Raw genomic sequence first — 23816 nt, 5'->3', positions numbered from 1 at the left:
GTTTGCTCTGGGTCTCAGCATCCGTGCTCATGATTCACCTCCGGGTGCCGCGGCCGGCTGCTTCCAGGAGGGCTTGCGGAACCGGTAGAAGAGGAACGGCACGAGCAGCCCGAGTCCGAGCGCGCCCCCACCCACGATCACGAGATAAATCCACGGGCTTTGGTCGCCGAACTGCGACGGCGGGATGAAACCGACGAGGAGTGCGGCGAGCGACGCGGCGAAGCCGACCCCGCAGAGCGCGACCAGCATCGGGGCGCGGTATCCGCGCGGGTGATCGGGATGCAGCCGGCGCAAGCGGACCGCGGCGACGAACATGAGCAGGTACATGATCAGGTAGACCTGCGTCGTGATCACGGAGAAGATCCAGTACGCGCTGGACACGTTCGGGATGAGCGCGTATCCCAGCGCGATGACCGAGGTGACGATGCCCTGGGTGACCAGGAGGTTCTGCTGCACGCCGTTCTTGTTGAGCTTCTGCAGGAATGGCGGGAGGTAGCCCTCTTCCCGCGAGATGAGCAGCAGGCCCTTCGACGGACCCGCCAGCCACGTGAGCATGCCACCCAGGGACGCCGCGACGAGCATGATCCCGACGATCGGGGTCAGCCACGAGATGTCGAAGGTGGCGAACACGGCCTCGAACGCCTGCATGATGCCGGCCGTCAGCGAGATCTGCTCGGCCGGGACGACCCAGCTGATCGCGAGCGCGGGGAGGATGAAGATCAGCAGCACGAGCCCCATGGCCAGGAAGATCGCCTTCGGGTACTCCTTACCCGGGTTCTTCAGCGACGACACGTGCACCGCGTTCATCTCCATGCCGCTGTAGGAGAGGAAGTTGTTCACGATGAGCACGAGGCTGGCAAGGCCGGCCCACTGCGGGAGCAGGTTGTCGACGGTCATCGGCGCGGCCGACGGGTTGCCCTGCCCGAGGAAGAGCGCGCCGAGGATCACCAGCACCGCGCCGGGGATGAGCGTGCCGATGATCAGACCCCAGCTCGCGAGGCCCGCCACGCCCTTGGTTCCTCGCGACGACACGAAGACACCGGCCCAGTAGCAGACCATGATCACGAGCGCCGTCCACACGCCATTCGATGCCAGCGCCGGGTTGATGACGTACGCGAGAGTGGATGCTACGAACCCGAGCAGCGTCGGATAGTAGAAGATCGTCATCGCGAACTGGCACCAGATGGCCAGGAACCCCATGGGCTTCGAGATGCCCTCGGACACCCACTTGTAGACGCCGCCCTTCCAGCCGGAGGCAAGCTCCGCGGCCACCAATGACGTGGGCAGCAGGAAGACGACCGCCGGGACCAGGTAGAGGAAGACCGCCGCCAGCCCGTACACGGCCATCGTCGGCGCCGGCCGCAAGCTGGCGACCGAGCTGGTCGTCATGAGCGCGAGGGCGATCCACGAGATCCACACCGGTGCGGGCACGGCCGCGGCACGCGCACGGACCGTGTCGCGTCGGCGGCTTGACGATTCCGCGCCGCTCATCGCGCGCCAACTCGAAAATCAGGCGAGTGAAGCATCGGACGTCCCTTTCCGCGTGGCGAGGTACCGAAACAGAAGCCGATCAGTGCTGAAGATAGCGCTGAGGGGGGCCCGACGGTAGAGCACCACCGATGCATGCGCCCAGCGGCGCCATCGGGTGCCGATCACTCGACGATGGTGAGCCCGTGGTCGGTGTCGTTGAAGCGACGCCCGCCGTCCTCGGTCACGGTGACGATGTCCTCGATCCGGACGCCGAAGCGGCCCGCGAGGTAGATGCCCGGCTCGATCGAGAAGCACATTCCCGGCACCGTCGGCCGCCACTCACCCTCGACCATGTACGGCGGCTCGTGGGTCGTCATCCCGATCCCGTGCCCGGTGCGATGGATGAACTCGTCGCCGTACCCGGCCTCGGTGATGACCCGACGAGCGACGCGGTCGACCTCCTGGCAGGCGATGCCCGGGCGCACGGCTTCGAACGCCGTCTGCTGAGCGGCGCGCACGACGTCGTGGACTTCCCGCATCTCCGCGGTCGGCTCACCCACGCACACCGTCCGGGTCGTGTCGGAGCCGTACCCGTGCATCAGCCCGCCGAAGTCCAGCACGACCATGTCTCCGGCAAGGATCGTGCGATCGCCCGCCTCGTGGTGCGGGTTGGCGCCGTTCGGCCCCGACCCGACGACGGTGAAGTCGACCTGTTCGTGCCCGAACTCACGGAGCAGCCGCGCAAGATCGGCGGCGACGTCGGTCTCTTTGCGCCCCACGAACGGCACCTTCACGATCTCACGGAAGGTGGCGTCCGCAGCCGCGCCCGCGGCCTCCAACCTGGCCAGTTCCGCGGGGTCCTTCACCGCCCGCAGCATGGGCAGTCGTTCCGTGACCGACGAGTATCTGGTCTTCGGTGCGCGTGCCTGCAGACCCAGAAGGTGCATCGCCCACGCCGAGTCCGATATCGCGTACTCGCCATCGGATCGGAGCAACGGCGTTGCCGCGGTGTACGGGTCCGTGCCGTCTCGCCAATCCGTGATGGTCACGGCGCCCGCACCGGCTGCTGACTCGGCATCCGGACGTTCCAGAATCGGCACCAACAGCTGCGGCTCGGCATCCTCGCGGAGCACGAGCAACGTCAGCCGCTCGGTGATGGCCGTCGGTTGATACCCGGTGAGCCAGAGAAGATCCGGGCCGGGCGTGACGAGCAGCCCGTCGAGACCTTCCGCCGCGGCGGCCTGCGCCGCCCCCTTCATGCGTGCTCGGTAGTCATCCGTCGTGAACGGCACCGACACGGCATCCATGGGTGTCTCCTCAACCCGAACGAGGCGCGCAAATCGACACCATTTTGACCGCGGAGGAATCGGTCCACAAGGCCCGCCCAGGTACGCCCACGGGCGCGGGCAACTCCTGGCGAGCAAGGCGCCACCGCTCGCGCGAAGGGCGCGCCGATCAGTGGGTGGTGAACCCGCCGTCGACCGGCAGTGCGACGCCGACCACGAAGCTTGCGCCGGGGCTGCACAGCCACAGGACGGCGGCGGCGATCTCGTCGGCCGTGCCGAGTCGGCCGATCGGCTGCTGCTGCACGATCGCGGCCATCGCCTCGGCCTGACCCTCGAGCATGTCGGAGACCATCGGGGTCTCGATGACTCCGGGGCAGATCGCGTTGATGCGGATTCCCCGGGGCGCGTACTCGACGGCGGCGCTCTTGGTGAGGCCGATGACCCCGTGCTTGGAGGCGTGATACGCGGCGCGCTCGGGCAGCCCGACAATGCCGCCCAGCGACGAGTTGTTGACGATGGCACCGGACCCCTGCGTGCGCATGTGCCGCAGTTCGTGCTTCTGGGCGGCCCACACTCCGCGGAGGTTGACGGCGTTGACCCGGTCGAAGTTCTCGGCGGTCTCGTCGGCCGCGTCCGAGGGCGGGGCCTGAATGCCCGCGTTGTTGAAGGCCATGTCCAGCCGGCCGAAGGCCGCCACCGCCGTGTCGACCATCGCGGCAGCCTGCGCCTCGTCGGCGACGTCGCACGCGACGCCGATCGCCCGGTAGCCGGCATCCACCAGCGACTGCGCAGCGAGATCCACGGCGTCCTGGTTCAGGTCGGCGAGGACCACGGCCGCGCCGTTCTCGGCGAAGGCGCGCGCCGCGGCCAACCCCATGCCGGACGCGGCGCCGGTGACCAGGGCGACCTGGCCGGTGAAATCGTACTGAGGGTTCTTGATCGACATGTTCGTCTCGCTGTCTGTGGGGGCGGTGGTCACGGGGTGACGAGGACCTTGAGCGCGGTGCGCTGATCCATGTCGCGGTAGCCGGCCGGGACGCCGTCGAGGCCGGTCGTGGCGTCGAACACCTTGCCGGGGTTGATCTTCCCGTCGAGGATGTCGGGCATCAGCTCGTCGATGTAGGCCCGCACGGGGGCGGGGCCGCCGGCGAGGCGGATGTTGTGGCGGAACAGGCTTGCGAAACCGATCGGTGCGTCCTCGTACTGGGGCACGCCGACGCGGCTGATCACGCCGCCGCGACGGACGACGCCGAGCGCCTGCTCGTACGCGGACATGTACCCGACGGCTTCGAGCACGACGTGGGTGCCGTGTCCGCCGGTGAGGTCGCGCACCTGGGCGATGCCCTCGTCGCCGCGCGCCGAGACCACATCGGTCGCGCCGAATTCCCGGCCGAGGCCGGTGCGCACCTGATGGCGGCCCATGAGGATGATCCGCTCGGCGCCGAGGCGCTTCGCCGACAGCACGCCGAGCAGTCCGACAGCGCCGTCGCCGATCACGGTGACGGACGAGCCGGTCTTCACGCCGCCGGCGACGGCTGCGTGGTAGCCGGTGCCGAACACGTCCGACAGGGTGAGCAGTGATGGGAGGAGTGCGGAGTCGGCCGCGACGGGCAGCTTGACGAGGGTGCCGTCGGCGAGCGGCACGCGGATGGCCTCGGCCTGTCCGCCCTCGTCGGGGATGCCGTCCCAGAAGCCGGCCACATGGTGCAGGCAGGAGGTCTGCAGGTTCTCCCTGCAGATCTCGCAGACGTTGTCGGAGATGGCGAACGGCGAGACGACGAGGTCGCCCTTCTTCACGGTCACGACGTCGGATCCGACCTCTTCCACGACCCCGATGAACTCGTGACCCATGCGGGCAGGTGCGGCCGCAGCATCCATCGAGTGATAGGGGTGCAGGTCGGACCCGCAGATGCAGGATGCGGTGATCCGCACGAGCGCGTCGGTGGGGTTCTTGATGCGGGAATCGGGGACGTTTTCGATCCGGACGTCGCCGGGACCGTACATGAGGGTGGCACGCATGATGAGTTCCTTCGGGGGTTGACAGCATCCATCACATCCCGTCCCTCGTAGGCGCGGGAGGTCGCGTCTATAGGGGGTACAGGCTCCACCCCCTCAGCCGTGACGCCCGGGGTTACCGTGGGGGAATGGAGAGCCCGAGCAACCGCGATGACATCCGGGACTTCCTGGTGAGCCGGCGCGGACGCATCTCCCCCGAGCAGGTCGGCCTGCCCGCCGGCAGCCGCCGGCGCGTGCCGGGCCTGCGTCGCGAGGAAGTCGCGGTGCTGTCCGGGGTGAGCACAGAGTGGTACACCCGCCTGGAGAAGGGGCACATCACGGGCGTCTCGGAAGAGGTGCTCGGCGCCGTGGCGCGCGCGCTCGAGCTCAACGACGACGAACGCGAGTACCTCTTCGATCTCGCCAAGGCGGCCCGTCCCACGGTGCGGCGCGCGCCTCGTCCCAAGGACGGTGCCCTGGATGGTCCGGTGCGCTGGCTGATCGACTCCGTGACGCTGTCGGCGGTGTTCCTCCGCAACGGGCGGCTCGATGTGCTCGCGACCAACGCGCTGGCGCGCGCCCTGCACGCGCCGATGTTCGACAGTCCCACCACGATCGGCGATCGGGCGAACTTCGCCCGCTTCCACTTCCTCGACCCTGCCGCACGCGACTTCTTCGTCGACTGGGAGGGCGGAGCATCCGCCACGGTTGCCCTGCTCCGCGCCGAAGCGGGACGCGAACCCGACGACCGGGCACTTCGAGAGCTCATCGGGGAGCTCTCCACCCGCAGCCATGACTTCACCCGGCTCTGGTCCTCCCACGATGTGCGCAGTCGTCACGAGGGTGTGAAGCGCCTCCGCCATCCCGTCGTGGGGCACCTCGAACTCACGTACCAGTCGGCCGAGCTCGCCAACCCGAACCGCGCGGCACGGACACTGAACCTCTACACCGCCGAGCCGGGCAGCCCTCACGAGGACCGGATCAAACTCCTCACCAGCTGGGCCGCGACACACGCACCGAGCGACGCCGGGCACCTCGCCGACGACCTCCCCGGGTAGTCAGGCACGTGCCCGCGCGCTCCGACGTGTTCCCTTGCAAGCCGCGCCACTAGCCTGTGGGCATGGCGTTGCTCCGAACCGTCGTCCTCCCGGGCCTCGGCGCGATCGCGGTGTTGGCCGCGGCGGGGTGGGCGGTGCGGCTCCTCGGCGGCGACGACCCACGGGAGGATCAGGCCGTGCGCGGGCTCCAGGGCGCGTTCGGCCACCGACCGGACGACGGCGAAGCCGCGATCGCGACCGACCCAGCAGACCCGACCTCGCCGCCCGACCCGACCTCGCCGCGCGAGCCGATCGACCGGGTCACCGCACCGCTGTCGTGGTACTCCGGCGTGCCACAGACCATCGCGAACGGGGCGATCTGGTGCGGCATCACCTGGTTCCTGACGCGCGACCGGCGCTCAGCGGTCGCCCCCGCCGCGGTGCTGGCCCTCGAGACCGCGTGCTTCGTCGCATCCGCGGCGCTCGTGGGGCGGCCGCGGCCCACAGGGCTGTGGCGCCCGGAGCAGCCGCACGCGACGTCGTCGTTCCCGTCCGGGCACACGGCGGCAGCCTTCGCGCTCCACGGCACGCTCGCCGACCTGCTCGATCGCCACGGCGCCCGCGGTGCGCGGCTGCTCGGTCCCCTGCTCCGGTACGGGATTCCCGGAGCGATCGCGTTCTCGCGGGTCTATCGCGGCCAGCACCACATCTCGGACACCGTCGCGGGCATCGTGCTGGGACGGTGGAGCGCCGCCGTCGTGCGGCGGGAGCTGATGTCGCCGTAGGCAGAGGGGACGCGGAGCGCGTCAGCCCTGCTGAGTAGCATGCAACGCATGCGCATCACGCTGGAGAATGTCGGCATCGCCGTTCGTGACCTCGAAGCGACCATCGCGTTCTTCACCGACCTCGGACTCACCGTCCTCGGCCGTGACACCGTGAGCGGAGAGTGGGCCGACACCGCGGTCGGGCTCGACGGGAACCACGCCAAGATCGCGGTGCTCCAGACGCCGGACGGCCACGGCCAGTTAGAGCTCTTCGAGTACATCCACCCCGACGCGATCGAGACCGAGCCCACTCTGCCCAACGAGATCGGCATGCACCGCGTCGCCTTCTCCGTCGACGACATCGATGAGGCCCTCGAGATCGCGGCGCGGCATGGGTGTCATCCGCTTCGCGGAGTCGCGAACTATCAAGGTGTCTACAAACTCACGTACCTACGCGGTCCGAGCGGCATCCTCGTGATGTTCGCCCAGGACCTCACGAAGAGCTGACGAACGCCAGAGCTCATGGACGCCGTCCTGATGTTCCCGCTGGGCAGCGTTCTGCTGCCCTACACGCCGCTGATGCTGAGGGTGTTCGAGCCGCGCTACCTCACCATGATGGGTCGCCTGCTCGACGTGGAGGATCCGGAGTTCGGGGTCGTCCTCATCGAGCGTGGGTTCGAAGCGGGCGGTGGGGATCAGCGCGCCTCCATCGGCACGATGGCGCGCATCCTGCAGATCGAGGCGGGTGCGGCGGACCTGTACGTGGTCGCCGTGGGCGGGGAGCGGATCACCGTCGACCGATGGGGCGAGGACGACCCGCACCCGGTGGCCGACGTGACGACGATGGCCCCGCTCGTCTGGGACGAGGCGCTCGCGCCGCTCCACCGCGAGGCCGAGCAGATCGTCCGCCGCCTCGCGACGCTCGCCTCCGTTCTGGATGAGGCTCGATGGGATCCCGGGACGGACCTTTCGGAGGATCCGGTGGAGTCGTCCTGGCAGCTCGCCGCGATCGCTCCGCTGGGCGAGTACGACCGGTTCCGCCTGCTGAGCTCGACCACGCTCGGAGGCCTGCTCCGCGGCATCATCGACCTCTGCCTCGAGGAGGAGCCGGTGCTCGTTGCCCGCGTCGCCGATGCGCGGGGTGACGGAGACGACGACCTCTGAGGCTGCGAGACGAGCCGATGCCGATCAGGCGAAGAGTTCGTCGAACGCGTCCGTGCGCACGCGCGGCACCGCGGCGGCCCGTGCGATCGCCGGCTCGGGGGTGATGGCGGCGGTGCGGACCGATTCCATCAGAGCGCGAGCAGCCTCGGTCAGGAACCTGCTGGGTTTGGCGGCGACGTGCTTGGCCAGGAACGCGGTGGGATGGGTGGGCAGCTGCGAGGGCACGTACACGTCGAGGGTGTCGCGTGCGCGGGTGAGTGCGACGTAGAAGAGGCGCTGCTCCTCGGCGAGGCCGGCGCGCGAGGTGAGGGCCATGTCGGAGGGCATCGCGCCGTCGTTGGCCCGCATCAGATGCACCGTGTCCCACTCCAGGCCCTTCGCGGAGTGGATCGTCGACAGGGTCAGCCAGTCCTCGTCGAGGTGCGGCTGTTTCGCCCAGTCGCCGGCGACGTTCACGGGGTCGATCGCCTGCTCGCTCACGAACGTGCGCAGATCGCTCTGCCCGGCGGCGGCTTGTGCGATGCCGTCGACTTCGGTCACCCGACGGTGCCAATCCGGGTAATGCGCGCGCAGGAGCGGATCCACCGCGCCCCGGCAGGCCTCGACCAGCTCGGGCACAGCGGTCGTGGAGTCGACGCCGCCGAGGAGCGACAGCGTCGACGCGAGCCCGGTGCGCGCCTTCGCCGGGGCGGCGGCGATCGCGTCGGCCGCGCGATCGACGCCGCCGTCCGCGAGGATCGCCGCGAGCCCGCGCGCGCTCGCCTTGCCGATCGCACGGTGCCGGGTGAGCAGGCGGTACCACGACACCTCGTCGGCCGGGTTGAGCACGACTCGAAAGCCGGCGAGCAGGTCGCGCACATGCGACGTCTCGAGGTAGCCGATGCCGCCGAACTTGTGAAACGGGATGCCTCGTACCTTGAGCTCGACCTCGAGCTGCGCGCTGTGGGACCCGGTGCGCATCAGCACGGCCTGCGAACGCAGCGGCGTGCCATCGACGTGCGCGGCGAGGATGCGATCCGCGATGGTGCGGGCCTCGTCGTCGGCGTTGCGGCAGGTGACCAGCGTCGGCCGGGCGCCCTGCTGCGCGCGGTCGGCGACCAGCCGCAGCTTCAGCTCGCCCGGGCGCACGTCGTTCGCGAGGTCGAGGATCGGCTGCGTGGAACGGAAGTTGCGCTCCAGGCGCACCAGCGTCGCGTCGGGGTACGCCTCGACGAGGTCGAGCAGGTGCCCGGCGCTCGCTCCCCGGAACGCGTAGATCGCCTGCGCATCGTCGCCGACGACGGTGAGCCCGCGGCCGTCGGGACGGAGCCCCCGCACGATGTCGACCTGAAGCTGGTTGACATCCTGGTATTCGTCGACCAGCACCCAGTCCCAGCGCGCCCGCAGCCTCGACCCGACATCGGGATCAGCGACCAGCGCCCGCCAGGCGATGAGCAGATCGTCCAGATCGAGCAGGCCGCGCGCGCGTTTGCGGTCACGGTAATGGCGCAGCAAGCCGGCGATGGTGTCGGCCTGCTCGAGCGCCCAGGGGAACTGCTCTTCGATCACCGCGCGGACCGGGGTCGCGGTGTTGACCACGCGAGACCCGATGTCGGCGATGGTGCGTGTCGTGGGCAGTCGCACCTCGGTGCCGTCGAGTCCGTGCTCCGCGCGCAGCAGGTCGATGAGGTCGATGACGTCGTCGGGATCGATGACGGTCACGTCCTCCAACCCCAGATGCTGCGCGTGCTCGGCGACGATGCGGTGCGCGACGGCATGGAATGTTCCGCCGGCGATGCGCTGCGCAGCCTGCGCGTCGCCGCACAGCGCTGCGGCACGGGAGAGCATCGCGGACGCGGCACGCCGCGTGAACGTCAGCAGCAGGATCCGCTCCGGCACGACCCCCGCCTCGAGCAGTCGCGCCACCCGTGCGGTCAGCACCCGCGTCTTTCCGGTGCCCGCTCCCGCCGCAACCACCAACGGTCCATCGCCGTGCTCGACCGCCTCCAGCTGCGTCGGGTCCAGCCCGGCCAACGCGTCACCCACTGCCACGCAGGCGACGGTAGCCAGACCCTCAGACATTCACCGCGCATGCGGGGGACCCGCTCAGACGCCGGGACCGACCCGGCGACCGTGCGGGCACCGCCCGCACTCCGCCCGCACTCCGCCCGCACTCCAGTCCGCGTAGGCTCCTCGGATGAGCTTCGATGCGAACGACGCGGATACCGGCGTCGACGGAATCCGCCGCGGGATCCTCGTTCTCGACGGGAATGGTGCCGCGTGAGCGTGCACCTCATCGGGGGCGGCGCGACCACGGCAGCGGATGCCTCGCTCTACGCGCCGTTCGTCGCTGAAGCGGCGAAGCGAGCCGCCGACGCGGGGCGCGCGCGGCCGCGCATCGCCGTGATCTCGCTGCACCCCGAAGCCCAGGAGAAGGCGGTGGCGCTCGGCGAGCTTCTGGCCGAGGCCGGGGCGGGACTCGCGATCGAGGCGCACCTGACCGCGGGGCGGCCCGGCGAGCCGATCGGGCTCGATGCGATCGCGGACGTCGACGGCATCGCGGTGGGCGGCGGTGTCGTCGAGGACGTGCGCGCCGGGCTCGAGCCGGTGTTCAGCGAGTTGCGCCGACTGGTCGCCGGCGGCGTTCCCTACCTCGGCGTCTCGGCCGGCGCGATGATCGCGGCGGAGGGCTCGCTCGGAGGCGGCTCGCGCATCGGCGGCGTAGTCGTCTCACCTGAGGACCCCGACGAACCGGGCGACGAGCTGGAGATCGAGGCCGGCATCGGCCTCGTCGACGTGGCCATCGAGGTGCACGTCGCCCAGCGCGGCATGCTCTCCCGGATGGTCGCCGCCGTCGAGTCCGGGCTGATCGCGGGTGGGCTCGGCATCGACGAGCGCACGGCGCTGATCGTGGGCGATGGCGCGCTCCGGGTCGAGGGCGCGGGCAGCGTCTGGCGGGTCCTCCCGATCGAGGGCGGCGTGCTGGTCTCCACGATCGGCACCTGAGCCCCGCACTGCCGCGATCCGGTCACCGCGCCTTCGGGGGAGGGCTGTCCCGCACGAGGGAGGGGAGGTGGTGGTCGAGCAGAGTCAGCACGACGGCGATGAGAACGCCGCCGGCGAGGATCACGGCCGAATTGCGGACGGCGTCGGCGAACCCGATCATCGTCACGTCGACGAACGGATACGGGTACCACCCGGTGATCGCTCCATTGACGAACGTGCCGACGAGGTACGCCACCGGCCAGATGAACGCCAACGCGGTGGTGGCCCACGTCATGCGGGGGCGAGGCCCGAAGATGAGCCAGCCGATGAGCGTCGCCCACGGGGAGATGTAGTGGAAGCCGATCGTCGCGGCCAGCGCCCACCCCTCGGGGTGGATGAGCTGCGCGAGGATCGTCTCGTAGACGGCCCCGGTGATGATGATGCCGAGCAGCGCATCGAGTCGCAGGACCCGCCAGAGCTTGCCGTCGCGGTGGATGTTCAGCGCGAGTGCCAACGAGGTGAACATCACGAACAGGTTGCTCTGGATCGTGAAGAAGCTGAACAGCCTCACCAGCCGTGTGGGAAGGCTCTCGCCGGCGGTGTCCTGAAACGAGTTGACGTCCTGGCCGCCTGAGAAGACGAGGACCAGCTGGATGGTCAGCGCGATCGCCACCACGACGGCGATCCCGCCGTACCAGACGCGCCCCACACGTTCGCGAACACCGCTCGCAGGCTTCGTCGATACCGCTGTGTCCATCTCGTCCCCCCGGATGATGGGCATCAGCGCCCGCGCTCATGCTATCGAGACGGGCAGTCGCATGGACGTCATTTCGGGACGGTGGCCGCTGTCGGCGCCCGGGCGTACCCTTGCCCCATGGATAGGCGGCACCCGCGCCGGTCACCCGTTCGTTGGCTCTCGATCGCCGGCGCCTTCGTCGCGGTCGCGGCCGTCGCCGCAGCCGTGGTCATCCCGACCGCGGCCGATGCCCAGGTGAATCTCCCCGACAAGACGCCAGCCCAGCTGATCGAATTCGCCGCCGCGAGCGATGTCACCGCGATGACCGGCACGATCGAGCAGACCTCGGATCTCGGCCTGCCCGACCTCTCCAGCCTCATGGGCACGTCGGGCAAGACGGGGGCAAGCCCCTCCGACGCCATCGACCTCCTCACCGGTTCGCACACCGCGAACGTCTACCTCGACGGCGACAAGTCGCGACTGCAGGTGCTCGACCGCCTCGCCGAGCGCGACGTGTACGTCGACCGGTCGGCGCGCGAGGGCTGGTTCGTCGACTCCGAGACCCAGACCGCGACGCACTACACGGCCGCCGGCGACACCACCGCTCCGCAGCAGCAGCCCGACACGGGGCAAACCCCGCAGCAGATGCTCGACGACGCTCTCGCGAAGCTCGGCGAGTCGACCGATATCTCGGTCGGCATCGACGGGCGCGTCGCCGGACGTGACGTGTACGAACTCGTGCTCGAGCCGAAAGACGATGCCGGTCTCGTCGGCGAGGTGCGCTTCGCCATTGACGGCGAGACGGGCGCTGCGCTCGCAGCATCCATCACCGCCCGCGAAGCCGACCAGCCCGCGTTCGCCGTCACGTTCACCGACGTCTCGTACACGGCGCCTGACGCCGCGACGCTCACCTACACCCCCGCACCGGGCTACACCGTCGAGAACAAGACCTTGCCGGATCACCCGGCGTCGCCCGGCACGCACGATTCGGGGACGGATGCTGCGACCCAGCCGATCGTTCACGGCCAAGGCTGGGCCGCGGTCGTCGAGCTGCCGCCGCCCGACACCAGCACGTCGGGTGCGACGAGCGAGCAGCAGGCGCAGCTCAAGAGCCTGACGCGACCTGTCGCGGGCGGACGCGTGCTCGAGACGGCGCTCGTGACGGTGTACTTCGCCGACGACGGACGTGTCTTCGCGGGCGCCGTCAGCGCCGATCACCTCGCACGCGTGGCGGCCGGCGACTGAGCCTGCGGTGGCCGACCTCGCGATCGAGACCTCCGGTCTGACCAAGCGGTTCGGCGCGCAGACGGCCGTGGATGCGGTCGCACTCGAGGTCCCGCACGGTTCGGTGTTCGGGTTCCTCGGCCCCAACGGGTCGGGCAAGACCACGACGATCCGCATGCTTCTCGGCCTCATCCGTCCGACGGCGGGCGAGGCCCGCGTCCTCGGGCGGCCGATCCCCGAAGCCCTTCGCGCCGTGCTGCCACAGGTGGGCGCACTCGTCGAAGGCCCCGCTTTCGCCCCGTTTCTCACTGGCCGGCAAAATCTGCACCGGTTCGACGCGGCGGGCCGGCACGCAGCATCCATCACCCGCCGTCGACGCGTCGACGAGGCGCTTGAGCGTGTCGGCCTGACGACGGCAGCCGACAAGAAGGTGCACGCCTACTCGCTCGGCATGAAGCAGCGTCTCGGCATCGCGGGCGCGCTGCTCACGCCCCGCGAGCTGCTCGTGCTGGACGAGCCGACGAACGGGCTCGACCCGCAGGGCACGCGCGAAGTGCGCGGACTCATCCGCTCCCTGGCCGGCGAGGGGGCGACCGTGTTCGTCTCGAGTCACCTGCTCGCCGAGGTCGAGCAGGTGTGCACGCACGCCGGGATCATGAGCGCGGGGCGGCTCGTCGCGGCGGGCACGCTCGACGAGCTGCGCAGCGGCGACGGCACAGCCCGCCTGCAGCTGCAGACTCCCGACGTCGCGCGGGCGCGAGAGGTGCTCGCACACGCGGGGATCGAGGCGATGGATGCTGCGCCCTTCACGCTCGTCGGCACGCTCCGTGCGAACGGGCCTGAACCGGAAGACATCGTCGCGGCCCTCGTGCGTGCAGACGTGCGCGTACGAGGCATCACCGTCGAGCGGACGAGCCTCGAGGACCGATTCGTGGAGCTGACGGGGCGGGGCTTCGATGTCGTCGCGTGATGCCGCCTCTCGCCCGGCCGACGCGGCGTCGGCGCCGTCGCCCTCGGCCCCGGGCGCGGCACGGGGGAGCGGAATCCCGGGTCTTCTCGGAAGCGAGCTGGCGACGCTCTTCCGCCGCCTGCGCACGTGGATGCTCCTCGGAGCCCTGATTGTCATCCCCGTTCTGCTCGGCGTCGCGGTGCGGATCGCGGGCGGCACCCGTGCCGGTCGCGGGCCGGCGTTCCTCGACCAGATCACCGACAACGGCGTCTTCGTCGGCCTCGCCGCGCTGGCGATCGCGATCCCGCTCTTCCTTCCGCTCACGATCAGCGTCGTCGCGGGCGACACGATCGCCGGCGAGGCGAGCCTCGGCACCCTCCGCTACCTGCTCGTCGCACCTTCGGGGCGCGTGGCGCTGCTCGCGGTGAAGTACATCGCCGCCGCGGTGTTCTGCATCATCGCGACCTTCGTCGTGGTCGCGGTGGGGGTGGTCGTCGGGGCGATCCTCTTCGGCGCCGGCCCGCTGACGCTGCTGAGCGGGACGCAGGTGAGCCTCGCCGAGGGACTGGTGCGGTGCCTTGCCGTCGTCGCCTACGTGTCGGTGTCGATGCTGGGGCTCGCCGCGATCGGGGTGCTGCTCTCGACCCTCACGACGGTGCCGGTCGGCGCCATGGCCGCGACTGCGATCCTCGCGGTCGCGGCGCAGATCGTCGGACAGATCCCCCAGCTGTCGGCGCTTCACCCCTACCTGTTCACCGATCGCTGGCTCGACTTCGGCGATCTGCTGCGCTCGCCGATCTCATGGGATTCGTTCGTCGGCAACGCGCTCCTTCAGATGGTCTGGATCGCCATCGCGGCAGCGCTCGCCGTCTGGCGGTTCACGACCCGCGACGTGCTCACGTAGCTCGCGCTGCGCCGCGTCGTCAGTGCAGGGTCTCGCCCCGCTTCAGCATCTCGACGTACTCGGCGACCCGCGCCGCGCGCGACGCGGGCCGTTTCAGGTTGGCCACGCGGAAGGCCATCGCGAACCGGTTCTGGGCGGTCTGCGCCGCGAAGGCTCGAGCGAGCGTCGGGTCTGCGTCGAGCGCCTCCTGCAGCTCGGCGGGGAGGTCGCCGTCACTCTGCCGATACGCGCGGTCCCATCGCCCGTCGGCCTTCGCGCGGTCGATCTCGCGCTGACCCGCCGGCCGCATGCGGCCCTCCTCGATCAGTCGGGTCACGTGGCCGATGTTGACCTTCGACCAGATGCTCCGCGCCCTGCGGGGCGTGAACGTCTGCAGGAAGTAGTCGGCGTCGAGGGAGTGCTTCTGCCCGTCGATCCATCCGAAGCACAGCGCGACATCGAGCGCCTCGGCGTACGTGATCCCGGGTCGGGTTGTCGCCGCCTTCCGCAGGCGCAGCCGGATCCCGTTCGGGTCGGGGTCGGCGTCCAGCCAGGTCTCCCACTCCGCGACGGTATCGACGTGAAGTTCGGGCTTGTTCACGCGGTCGACCATGGCGGCAGAGTAGCGCCGACCCCCGACGCGGCAGATCTTGCGCGCGCGTCCTGCCGGGTGCATCATCACGACGGACCGGTCCTCGCCCTGCGGGCATCGTGTCCATGGGGAGGTCGGCCATGAATGACACCTCGAGGTGGAACCGATCGCGCGCGCGGCTCCTCGCGGCCGTCATCGCCGCGCCGGCGCTGCTGCTCACGGCATGTACGGCAGGCGCCACGGCGACATCTGCTGCGCAGCCCGCTTCTTCGGCGTCTGGCACGGCGACAGCCGTTGCCGGCTGGCCGTCCGCCATCGCGGCGATCGGGCACTCGGGGCTGACCGGATACGACAGCGGCCAGCCGCAGGTCGACGCGAGGGCCAACTCGTGGGCGACGGGCGACAACCCTGCAGTCGACAGCGTGTACCAGCGGATCCTTGCGAAGAACCCGGCCATCGAGGGTCATGCGACGAACCTGGCTGTCGACGGGTCAGGGGTCGTCGACCTGCTCAGCCAGGCGAAGGCGCTCGCCTCGACGACGCCGAAGCCCGACCTCATCGTCGTTCAGTCGATCGACAACGACATGCAATGCGACGGCACCGATGCGGAGCACCTGCCTGTCTACCGCGAGGGACTCGTGGAGGTGATGGAGGCGCTCACCGAGGGCGTTCCGGACGCCACAGTGTTCTTCGTCTCGCAATGGGGGACAGTCGAGATCTACGACGCCGCCGTCTCGCAGATCGACCCGTCCCACGTCGCAGGCACGGGACCGTGCGACACCGTTGATCCCGCGACGCTCGAGGTCGTCCCGGAGAAGGAAGCGGGGGAGCAGGCGATCGTGGACGACTACTTCGCCACGATCGTGGATGTCTGCTCGGCGTACGAGAACTGCCGCACTGACGAAGGGGCGATGCAGAGCATGGCGATCGATCCGGAGGATCTGACGCCCGACCTGAACCATTTGATGGCGACAGGGCACGCCAAGATGGCCGCCATCGCGTGGGCAGCGCTGTACCCCGACACGTAGATCGCGTCGCAACCCCGAGCCGGTGCCCAGCCGAGCGCTCGCCACCTTTCCCCGACTGTCGTTCCGCTGCTGCACAGGAAGCTCTTGACGCCGAGCCTCCGTGACAGCGAGCATGCTGGGGGTCTGCAACGCGGGGCGCAGCGCACCTCTGCGTCACGCCGTACCGAATGGCGCAGCATCCACCCCCTCCGCTCGCTCGCAAAGGAGACCTGACATGTCCCGCGTTCGCATCGATCTCTTCTCGTCGCTCGACGGGTACACCGCGGCGCCCGAACCCGGCGACGACAACCCGATGGGCGAGGACTGGGGGCCGCTGACGGCCGCGTACGCGGCGACGCGGACGTTCCGCCGCATGGTGTTCGGCGACACCAGCGGCGAGGGGACGACCGGCGTCGACGAGGACTTCGCGGCCGAGTTCTTCACCGGGGTGGGCGCCGAGATCATGGGCGCGGCGATGTTCGGCCTGCACGCCTACCCCGACGACCCCGACTGGAAGGGCTGGTGGGGTGAGCGGCCGCCGTTCGGGTCGCCCGTCTACGTGCTCACGAACTCGGCGCCCCGGCCGTCGATCCCGATGGACGGTGGCACGACGTTCCACTTCCGCAGCGGCGACATCCGCGAGGTGCTCGCCGAGGCGACCGCCGCGGCCGGCGGCCTCGACGTGCGCGTCGGTGGCGGCGTCCGCACCGCTCAGGAGTTCCTGCGCGCGGGGCTCGTCGACGAGCTGCACGTCGCGATCGCCCCCATCGTGCTCGGGCGCGGCACGAAGGTCTGGGACGACCTGCGCGGTCTCGAGCACACCCACACGGTCGCGACGAAGGTCGCCGAGAGCGGCACGATCCACGTCACCTTCACCCGCGAGGGCGGTCGCTGACGGCGAGAAGCCTCTCGAGGAGCATCAGGGACTCGTCCTGCGGCGCCTCGGCGTCGAGCAGCCATTGGGTCTGCAGGCCGTCGGATGCTGCGATCACGAGTGCGGCGACGGCTTCGGGGCCGACGTCGGCCCGCACGCGTCCCGCCTGCTGGCTGCGAACGACCCGGTCGACCAGATCCGCGCGCACGCGGGCGAAGCGCTGGGTGGCGAAGTCCCGCGCGGCGGGCCGCCCCTCTTCGAGCGCCGCCGCGACGAGCGTCGAGTACAGCTGCACCAGCCCCGCGATCTCGCGGTTGGTCCGCGCGGACTCGCGCATCACCCCGACGGGCGTCGCGTCGGGGTCATCGGGGTGGCGAATATCGCCCTGGCGCTCCGACTCGCGGTAGACCTCGACCAGCAGCTCCTCGAGCGAGCCGAAGTAGTGCCGCAGCGCCGCGTGCGTGACGCCGACCTCCTCCGCGATCGCGCGCAGGCTCGTGCGGTCGGCTCCGCGCCGGGCGAACACCTCGATGGCCCGGTCGAGGATCTGCTGCCGCCGCGCGACGCCCTTGGCGTACGAGCCGCGAGACACCGGCCTGCGCGCAGGGGCGACGGGGGTCTCATCGGTCACTCGGTCATCCTAGGGCCGCGAAAGGAACAAAACCTCCACATGGAGGTTTTGTGCTAACCTGCCTGGGCACGATGCCGTCGATCCGCACGAAGAAGTACGAAAGGGGTCCGAAGTGACTCGACCCGAGAGCTCGGTGCAGCTCTACACCCTGGCCGCCGCCTTCTCCGCCGACATGTCCGGCTCGCTGGACAAGCTCGCGGCGATCGGTCTCAAGAACGTCGAAGCGTTCGACTTCGTCCGCCGCCCGCAGGAGATCCGCGCGGCGCTGGACGCGGCCGGGCTCGCGTCGCCGACCGGTCACGCCCCGCTGCTGTCGGACGAGCTGTGGACCCCCGACGGCTCGATCCCCACGCCCGCCCCGGAGGTCGTCTTCGAGGCCGCGGCGACGATCGGCGCGAGCGTCGTCATCGACCCGATGGTGCCCACCGACCGCTGGCTGACCGAGGAAGGCGTCGCCGACACGGCCCGGCGCCTCAACGACCTCGTCGGCACCGCCGCCGGATTCGGCCTCACGGTCGGCTATCACAACCACGCGCAGGAGTTCCTGGCCTCGTTCGACGGCAAGACCGCGTTCGAGCGCTTCCTCGAGCTGACCGACGACCGCGTCGCGATCGAGCTCGACCTGTACTGGGCCGCCGTCGGCGGACAGGACGTCACGGCGCTGACCCGTGCCATCGGCGACCGTCTCGTCGCGCTCCACATCAAGGACGGGCTGGTGCCCGACACCAACCCGTTCGCTCCCGACGCGCCCGCCTTCACGTCGAAGAGCCTGCAGCAGACCCGCCCCGGTGAGGGTGTCGTGGCGCTCGCCGACGCGCTGAACGCCGCCCCCGCGGTCAAGTACGCGGTCATCGAGTACGACAACGCGCCGGGCGACGTCTTCGCCGACATCGCGGCGTCGTTCGAGTTCCTGCGCGACGGTGGGTTCGTCCGATGACCCGCGTGGGAGTCGGCGTCATCGGCGCCGGTGTCATCAGCGACACGTATCTGCAGAACCTGACGTCGTTCGCCGACGTCGAGGTCGTGGCCGTGGGCGACCTGCTGCCCGACCGCGCGAAGGAGAAGGCCGAGCAGTACGGCGTGCCGGTGTTCGGCGACGCCGCCGCGGTGCTGGAGCACCCGGACGTCCAGGTGGTCGTGAACCTCACCATCCCGGCGGCGCACGTCGCCGTCTCGGAGGCTGCGATCGACGCCGGCAAGCACGTGTGGACCGAGAAGCCGATCGGCCTCGACCCCGCCGACGTCTCGCGCATCCTGGACGCCGCCGCTGCCGCCGGGCTGCGCGTCGGGTCGGCGCCCGACACGATCCTCGGCCCGGGCTTCCAGACCGCGAAGCGCGCGATCGCGGAAGGCGTGATCGGCGAGCCGCTGTTCGCGCAGACCGCGTTCCAGACGCAGGGCCCCGACCTGTGGCATCCGGATCCCGCGTTCCTCTTCAGCACGGGCGCCGGCCCGCTGCTCGACATGGGTCCGTACTACATCAGCGGCCTCGTGAGCCTGCTCGGACCGGTGGCCCGCGTCTTCGCGGCGGGTCTGCGTGCTCGCAACGAGCGCACGGTTCACCTTGGCCCCATCGCCGGCACCAACTTCACCGTCGAGGTGCCGACGACGGTGCAGCTGACGACGGTGTTCGAGGCGGGCCAGCAGGCGCAGAGCCTGCTGAGCTTCGACTCCGCACTCGAGCGCCACGGCATCTTCGAGGTGCACGGCACCGAAGGCACGATCGTGCTGCCGGACCCCAACCAGTTCGAGGGTCGCATCGCCTACGTGAAGCCGCTCGGCGTGCTGCGCGACGGTGCGAAGTTCGAGCAGGAGTGGATCGACGTGCCCCAGCAGGGCGCCGTCGTCGGTCGTGGCCTGGGACTCCTCGACATGGTGCGCGCCATCGCCGAGGACCGCCCGCACGTCGCCAGCGGCCAGCTCGGCCTGCACGTGCTCGACGTCATGCTCTCCGCCGAGCGTTCCGTCGAGTCCGGCCAGTCCGTCGAGATCGCGACCACCGTCGACCCCGTGCCGTCGGTGCCCGCGGACTTCGACCCTTTCGCCGCGACGCTCTGACGCCGCATCCGCATCCGCGCACGAGGCCGCGTCGTCCCTTCGGGACGGCGCGGCCTCGTCGCTGCGGTGAGCGCCCGTCAGCCGCGGTCGGCGAGCATCCCGCGCCAGGCGATGTCGAAGGCGTCCTGGCAGCGCCGCCATACGAGCGGGTCCGACATCTCCTCGCCGCGGACCACCAGCTGGTAGTAGACGACCCCGGCGAGCAGATCGCAGCAGGTCGTGGGGTCGAGTTCGGGGCGAAGGATGCCGCGCTCGATGCCGTGTGCGATCGCACGCTCCAAGGGCACGCGTCGTCGTGACACGTGCGAGGCCCAGTACGCCGTCTGCAGTTCGCGATCGCCCATCGCCAGGCGGATGCGCTGGCGGAACCGCTCTTCCGAGTAGCCCGCGGCGCTGACGCTCCGACCGCCCACCAGCGTTCCCATCACCGCGTCGCGCAGGTCCCCGTCGTCGAGCGCGATGTCCGGGGGGACGGTTCGTCCGACGTCCAGCGCCGCAGCCACGAGCGTCGTCATCGACGGCCAGCGGCGGTAGATCGCGGCGCGGCTCACGCCGCTGCGCTCCACGAGCCGGCGCACGGTGACGGGCTCGCCCTCGTCGATCAGCGCGAGCGCGCCGGTGAGGATCTGCTCTTCGAGATCCTCGTCGCGCGGCCGACCGGGGCCGCGGCGAACCGCGTCCCCGGTCTGCTGGAGGGCAGCGATGCTCACGCGGCGACCGCGCGGGCCCGCAATCGGGCGACGATGTCGTCCGACAGGCCGGCCGCACGGACCGGGGCCAGCGCGTCGCCGTGGCGCTCACGGAGCCGGGCGAGCATGGTGCGCATCGAGATGTCCATGGGTTCGGCATCCGTCAGCATGGTCATCTCGTCGAGGTCGAACCCGAGCCGCTCGAGCAGCACCCCCATGACCGGCTTCATGCGCGCCTGGATGGCCGGCATGTTGGCGTCGGTGCGGGCGTAGTCGGCGACGATGTCGTCGTCCGACGCGCCCAGCGCGAGCAGCAGCATCGCGGCGAGCACGCCGGTGCGGTCGCGTCCGGCCGCGCAGTGGAACGCCGTGGCGCCCGGCGCGAGAGCGATCACCGACAGCGCGGTCGCGAGCTGCGGCGCCGAGTTCTCGACCATGTGCGCGTACATCTCGCCCATCGACACGTGGTCGAACGAGACCCGCCCGCCCCGCGGCATCCCCGCTCCGATGCTCGCCATGAGCGGGAGGTGGTGGTACGCGACGGGCTGCTCGGCCAGCGGCCCGCGGCCGGTGAGGGCCGCCTCGTCGTTCGTGCGCAGGTCGATGACCGCGACCAGGCCGCGATCGACCAGTTCGCGGGCGTCCTGCTCGGTGACCACGGCCAGATCGTCGGCACGCACGGCCACGCCCTCGCGCAGCGTGCCGCCGGCCACCGGGATCCCGCCCAGGTCGCGCAGGTTGACGGGGGCGCTGAGCTCCAGATCGATGAGGGCGGTGGTCATGTGATTCTCCTTCTGATGAATGCGCTGCCCTGGTCGATGGCGGTGACCAGGACGATGATGCAGATGACGATCGCGCACAGGTGCCCGTAGTCGTACATGCGCATCGCGGTGGTGAGCTCGAGCCCGATGCCGCCGGCACCGACGAGCCCGAGGATGGTCGCACCGCGCACGTTGCCCTCGAAGAGCAGCAGCGTGTACGACACGAGCAGCGGTGCCGCCTGGGGCAGCACGCCGTACTGGATGACCTGTCGCTTCGAGGCGCCGACGGCCTCCATCGCGACGAGCGGTCCGCGGTCGACGGACTCCATCGCCTCGGCGAACACCTTGCCGATGGAGCCGACCGAGCCGAGCGTCATCGCCAGGATGCCCGCGAACGGGCCGAGCCCGACGCCCGACACGAACATGAGCGCGAACACGAGGTCTGGCACCGACCGGATGATGTTCATCAGCCAGCGGCACGGGTAGTAGACCCATTTCGGAGCGAGATTGGATGCTGCGCCGAAAGCGACGAGCAGGGCGAAGACCGCGCCGAGCACGGTGCCGACGATCGCCATCTGCAGCGTCTCGATCAGGAGCGCCACGATCGTGCCGAAGTCCGAGAAGTCGGGCGGGAAGAGGCGGCCGAGGAACTCGGTCATGTTGACCGCGCCGTCGGCGAGCTTCGCGAAGTTGAACTCCGCGCCCTGGAACGACCACACCAGCACCGCGAACGCGGCGATCAGGCCGAGCCCGAACCGGGCGCGCGGGATCCGGAAGGAGTGCTCCAGGCGTTCCCGCTCGTGAGGGTCGAGCTGCGGTGCTGTCTTCTGCGGGCGCGTGCGCTCAGCGGTCGTGCTCATCGGATTCCTCCTCGTCGTCGTAGACGACGGCCAGGGCGTCGGCATCGAGCTCGGAGGTCGGGGCTGAGACGACCACTTCGCCGTGCTTGAGGCCGACGATGCGGTCGCTGTGCGCGAGCGCAAGCGGCAGCACGTGCAGGCTGACCAGCACGGGGATGCCGTCCTGGCGGGCGATGCCCTGCAACAGGGTCAGCACCGAGTCGGCCAGCTTCGGGTCGAGCGAGGCGACCGGCTCGTCGGCCAGGATCACCCGCGGCCGCTGCATCAGGGCCCGAGCGATCGCGACGCGCTGCTGCTGCCCGCCGCTCAGCGACCGCGCCGGCGCCGTCGCCTTGTGGGCGATGCCGACGCGGTCGAGCAGGTCGAGGGCGCGGGTGCGCTGCTCCCGCGTGAAGCCTCCGACGAGGTTGAACGGTCCCGCGTGGTGCAGGGCACCCGTCAGCACGTTGGTCAGCACACTCAGCCGGGGGATCAGGTTGAACTGCTGGAACACCTGCCCCACCTGCGCCCGCAGGGCACGCAGCTCACTCGGTCGCATCGCGGCGACCTCCTGGCCCGCGACCTTCACGCTGCCCCCGGTGATCGGCGCGAACCCCGTGAGGCTGCGCATCAGCGTGGACTTCCCCGAGCCGGAGGCGCCGAGCAGCGCCACCGTCTCACCCGGCCGCAGGTCGAGGTCGACCCCCCTCAGCACGGGAGTGGTGTCGTAGGCGACGGCGAGGTCGCGCACCGACACGACAGCGGGCACGGATGCCGCGACCGCCGCCGCATCCGTCGTCATGGTCAGCGTCATCAGCGCAGGTCGTCGAGCTTCACGCCCGCGACGGCGGCGATGTCGACGAAGCCCTGGAACAGCTCGGGGTCGGGCGCGATCACCGTCTCGTGGCCGATGAAGCCCTCGCCCAGTGCGCCGAGAGCTTCGGCGTTGTCCTCGGAGAACACCGCCGGCAGCGACTTCTCGAGGAGCGCACGCGTCTCGGCGTCGAGCGATTGGCGCGCGAGCACCGTGCCTGCGACCGGCATCGACGGGCTCTCGCCGACGCCGCGCCACTCGCCGTCGGCGAACGGGAAGTAGGGCTCGCCCATCTGGGTCAGCATGATCGCGGTGCACGCGGCATCGACCTGCCCCTGCGCGAGCGCGGCGAAGCTGCCTTCGTGGCCGCCGGCGAAGATCGACTCGTAGTCCTCGCCCTGCTCGAGGCCCGCCTCGTGGAGCATGAACACCGGCATGAAGTAGCCCGAGCTCGACGCCTGGTCGGCGAACGCGACAGTCTTGCCCTTCAGGTCCTCGACGTCCTGGATGGGGGAGTCCTTCAGCACGACGCACGTGGAGACGGGCGTGTCGTCGCCCTTCCACGCGAGGAGCGCGTCGACCTCGCCGGTGTTCACCGCGAGTGCCGACGGGAAGCCGCTCATGATGCCGATGTCGACGTGATCGGCGCGGATGGCCTCGACCACGCTCAGGTAGTCGGGCACGTCCGTCACCTCGACGGTGCGGCCGGTCGCCTCCTCCAGCAGCGCGGCGAACGCCTCGACGGGGTTCTCGGCCGACGGGTCGTCGCCGAGCGGGATGGTGGCGATCGTGATCGGGGCGTCGGCGGCAGCATCCGCGTCAGAAGCGGATGCGGTGCCGCCGCAGCCCGTGAGGGCGAGAGCGGCGATGCCGAGAAGGCCGAGGGCGGGGAGTGCGGCGCGGCGCATGAGTGTTCCTTCCGGAGTTTCGGGGGATTTCGAGAACACCGGTATGCAAACTCCGCGAGGTGACCGCGAATTACGAGACCGCTGGACTCCGAATGGAACAGAAGATGAACAGCTGGCGGTGCGATCGATCGCACCGCGCAGGGATCGACGGATGCTGCGCCCCGGGGTGAG

General features: G+C 70.2%; 25 protein-coding genes. 12 read left to right on the top strand and 13 right to left on the bottom strand.

Annotated features, from left to right (window positions below; genetic code table 11):
* Nucleotides 1-27 precede the first annotated feature (27 nt).
* From ACFC1I_RS06065 to ACFC1I_RS06050, 4 genes are all read right to left on the bottom strand, one after another.
* Entirely contained in the window at nt 28-1491 is a 1464-nt protein-coding gene (locus tag ACFC1I_RS06065; protein WP_376007045.1) for an APC family permease, read from the bottom strand.
* A 161-nt stretch (nt 1492-1652) separates the two neighbouring features.
* The gene (locus tag ACFC1I_RS06060) at nt 1653-2777 is read right to left on the bottom strand and encodes a M24 family metallopeptidase (protein WP_376007043.1); all 1125 of its coding nucleotides are present in this window, start codon (nt 2775-2777) and stop codon (nt 1653-1655) included.
* Between the two features lie 148 nt (nt 2778-2925).
* Nucleotides 2926-3735, bottom strand: a complete 810-nt coding sequence (locus ACFC1I_RS06055) for an SDR family NAD(P)-dependent oxidoreductase (protein ID WP_376007041.1) — start codon at nt 3733-3735, stop codon at nt 2926-2928.
* A complete protein-coding gene (locus tag ACFC1I_RS06050; RefSeq protein ID WP_376007039.1) occupies nt 3732-4775 on the bottom strand; it encodes a zinc-dependent alcohol dehydrogenase family protein in 1044 nt (347 codons plus the stop codon). Before ACFC1I_RS06050 ends, ACFC1I_RS06055 begins: the two co-directional genes overlap by 4 nt.
* A gap of 125 nt (nt 4776-4900) precedes the next feature.
* Here ACFC1I_RS06050 and ACFC1I_RS06045 point away from each other — a divergent pair, with 125 nt between their 5' ends.
* The 4 genes from ACFC1I_RS06045 (at nt 4901) to ACFC1I_RS06030 (ending at nt 7716) form a co-directional block, all read left to right on the top strand.
* The gene (locus ACFC1I_RS06045; RefSeq protein ID WP_376007037.1) at nt 4901-5809 is read left to right on the top strand and encodes a helix-turn-helix transcriptional regulator; all 909 of its coding nucleotides are present in this window, start codon (nt 4901-4903) and stop codon (nt 5807-5809) included.
* 62 nt (nt 5810-5871) lie between these two features.
* Nucleotides 5872-6573 (top strand): phosphatase PAP2 family protein, encoded by a 702-nt coding sequence (locus ACFC1I_RS06040; protein ID WP_376007035.1) that lies wholly within the window; start codon nt 5872-5874, stop codon nt 6571-6573.
* A 48-nt stretch (nt 6574-6621) separates the two neighbouring features.
* Nucleotides 6622-7059, top strand: a complete 438-nt coding sequence (locus ACFC1I_RS06035) for a VOC family protein (RefSeq protein WP_376007033.1) — start codon at nt 6622-6624, stop codon at nt 7057-7059.
* 15 nt (nt 7060-7074) lie between these two features.
* Nucleotides 7075-7716 (top strand): LON peptidase substrate-binding domain-containing protein, encoded by a 642-nt coding sequence (locus ACFC1I_RS06030; RefSeq protein WP_376007031.1) that lies wholly within the window; start codon nt 7075-7077, stop codon nt 7714-7716.
* A gap of 24 nt (nt 7717-7740) precedes the next feature.
* Here the strand turns inward: ACFC1I_RS06030 and ACFC1I_RS06025 are convergent, their stop codons facing one another.
* Nucleotides 7741-9747 carry an ATP-dependent helicase gene (locus tag ACFC1I_RS06025; protein ID WP_376007029.1) on the bottom strand — a complete coding sequence of 669 codons (2007 nt, stop codon included), beginning with the start codon at nt 9745-9747 and terminating at the stop codon, nt 7741-7743.
* Nucleotides 9748-9975: 228 nt separating this feature from the next.
* Between ACFC1I_RS06025 and ACFC1I_RS06020 the strand changes: the two genes are divergently transcribed.
* The gene (locus tag ACFC1I_RS06020; protein ID WP_376007027.1) at nt 9976-10701 is read left to right on the top strand and encodes a Type 1 glutamine amidotransferase-like domain-containing protein; all 726 of its coding nucleotides are present in this window, start codon (nt 9976-9978) and stop codon (nt 10699-10701) included.
* A gap of 22 nt (nt 10702-10723) precedes the next feature.
* On the opposite strand, the gene ACFC1I_RS06015 is transcribed toward ACFC1I_RS06020, so the two are convergent.
* Nucleotides 10724-11461 carry a Pr6Pr family membrane protein gene (locus tag ACFC1I_RS06015; RefSeq protein ID WP_376007025.1) on the bottom strand — a complete coding sequence of 246 codons (738 nt, stop codon included), beginning with the start codon at nt 11459-11461 and terminating at the stop codon, nt 10724-10726.
* Nucleotides 11462-11554: 93 nt separating this feature from the next.
* Between ACFC1I_RS06015 and ACFC1I_RS06010 the strand changes: the two genes are divergently transcribed.
* Genes ACFC1I_RS06010 through ACFC1I_RS06000 form a run of 3 tightly spaced genes read left to right on the top strand, consistent with a single transcriptional unit; the run spans nt 11555 to nt 14493 of the window.
* Nucleotides 11555-12661, top strand: a complete 1107-nt coding sequence (locus ACFC1I_RS06010; protein WP_376007023.1) for an outer membrane lipoprotein carrier protein LolA — start codon at nt 11555-11557, stop codon at nt 12659-12661.
* A 7-nt stretch (nt 12662-12668) separates the two neighbouring features.
* Nucleotides 12669-13610 carry an ATP-binding cassette domain-containing protein gene (locus ACFC1I_RS06005; protein ID WP_376007021.1) on the top strand — a complete coding sequence of 314 codons (942 nt, stop codon included), beginning with the start codon at nt 12669-12671 and terminating at the stop codon, nt 13608-13610.
* Entirely contained in the window at nt 13597-14493 is an 897-nt protein-coding gene (locus tag ACFC1I_RS06000; protein ID WP_376007019.1) for an ABC transporter permease, read from the top strand. The genes ACFC1I_RS06005 and ACFC1I_RS06000 overlap by 14 nt, the downstream gene beginning before the upstream one ends.
* A gap of 19 nt (nt 14494-14512) precedes the next feature.
* Here ACFC1I_RS06000 and ACFC1I_RS05995 read toward each other — a convergent pair whose 3' ends face one another.
* Nucleotides 14513-15085 (bottom strand): YdeI family protein, encoded by a 573-nt coding sequence (locus ACFC1I_RS05995; RefSeq protein ID WP_376007017.1) that lies wholly within the window; start codon nt 15083-15085, stop codon nt 14513-14515.
* A gap of 119 nt (nt 15086-15204) precedes the next feature.
* Between ACFC1I_RS05995 and ACFC1I_RS05990 the strand changes: the two genes are divergently transcribed.
* Together ACFC1I_RS05990 and ACFC1I_RS05985 are read left to right on the top strand one after the other, a co-directional pair.
* Nucleotides 15205-16092 carry a hypothetical protein gene (locus tag ACFC1I_RS05990; protein WP_376007015.1) on the top strand — a complete coding sequence of 296 codons (888 nt, stop codon included), beginning with the start codon at nt 15205-15207 and terminating at the stop codon, nt 16090-16092.
* A gap of 214 nt (nt 16093-16306) precedes the next feature.
* Entirely contained in the window at nt 16307-16966 is a 660-nt protein-coding gene (locus ACFC1I_RS05985; RefSeq protein ID WP_376007013.1) for a dihydrofolate reductase family protein, read from the top strand.
* Here ACFC1I_RS05985 and ACFC1I_RS05980 read toward each other — a convergent pair.
* Nucleotides 16944-17576 carry a TetR/AcrR family transcriptional regulator gene (locus ACFC1I_RS05980; RefSeq protein WP_376007011.1) on the bottom strand — a complete coding sequence of 211 codons (633 nt, stop codon included), beginning with the start codon at nt 17574-17576 and terminating at the stop codon, nt 16944-16946. The genes ACFC1I_RS05985 and ACFC1I_RS05980 overlap by 23 nt on opposite strands.
* A 112-nt stretch (nt 17577-17688) precedes the next feature.
* On the opposite strand from ACFC1I_RS05980, the gene ACFC1I_RS05975 reads away from it, so the two are divergent.
* Nucleotides 17689-18513: a sugar phosphate isomerase/epimerase family protein gene (locus ACFC1I_RS05975; protein WP_376007009.1), complete on the top strand. Its 825-nt coding sequence runs from the start codon at nt 17689-17691 to the stop codon at nt 18511-18513.
* Nucleotides 18510-19634, top strand: a complete 1125-nt coding sequence (locus tag ACFC1I_RS05970; protein WP_376007007.1) for a Gfo/Idh/MocA family protein — start codon at nt 18510-18512, stop codon at nt 19632-19634. The genes ACFC1I_RS05975 and ACFC1I_RS05970 overlap by 4 nt, the downstream gene beginning before the upstream one ends.
* 77 nt (nt 19635-19711) lie before the next feature.
* Here the strand turns inward: ACFC1I_RS05970 and ACFC1I_RS05965 are convergent, their stop codons facing one another.
* Genes ACFC1I_RS05965 through phnD form a run of 5 tightly spaced genes read right to left on the bottom strand, consistent with a single transcriptional unit; the run spans nt 19712 to nt 23645 of the window.
* Complete coding sequence (locus ACFC1I_RS05965; protein ID WP_376007005.1) at nt 19712-20344, bottom strand: TetR/AcrR family transcriptional regulator; 633 nt, start codon at nt 20342-20344, stop codon at nt 19712-19714.
* A complete protein-coding gene (locus ACFC1I_RS05960; protein ID WP_376007003.1) occupies nt 20341-21105 on the bottom strand; it encodes a tyrosine-protein phosphatase in 765 nt (254 codons plus the stop codon). The genes ACFC1I_RS05965 and ACFC1I_RS05960 overlap by 4 nt, the downstream gene beginning before the upstream one ends.
* A complete protein-coding gene (gene phnE / locus ACFC1I_RS05955) occupies nt 21102-21944 on the bottom strand; it encodes a phosphonate ABC transporter, permease protein PhnE (RefSeq protein ID WP_376007001.1) in 843 nt (280 codons plus the stop codon). Before phnE ends, ACFC1I_RS05960 begins: the two co-directional genes overlap by 4 nt.
* Nucleotides 21928-22737 carry a phosphonate ABC transporter ATP-binding protein gene (gene phnC, locus ACFC1I_RS05950; protein WP_376006999.1) on the bottom strand — a complete coding sequence of 270 codons (810 nt, stop codon included), beginning with the start codon at nt 22735-22737 and terminating at the stop codon, nt 21928-21930. Before phnC ends, phnE begins: the two co-directional genes overlap by 17 nt.
* Nucleotides 22737-23645 carry a phosphate/phosphite/phosphonate ABC transporter substrate-binding protein gene (gene phnD, locus ACFC1I_RS05945; RefSeq protein WP_376006997.1) on the bottom strand — a complete coding sequence of 303 codons (909 nt, stop codon included), beginning with the start codon at nt 23643-23645 and terminating at the stop codon, nt 22737-22739. Before phnD ends, phnC begins: the two co-directional genes overlap by 1 nt.
* Nucleotides 23646-23816 lie beyond the last annotated feature (171 nt).

It is taken from the genome of Microbacterium sp. NPDC056044, assembly GCF_042267145.1.
Lineage (GTDB): Bacteria > Actinomycetota > Actinomycetes > Actinomycetales > Microbacteriaceae > Microbacterium.
Note: the sequence above shows the minus strand (reverse complement) of the source record. Positions and strands in the feature narration are given on the sequence as shown.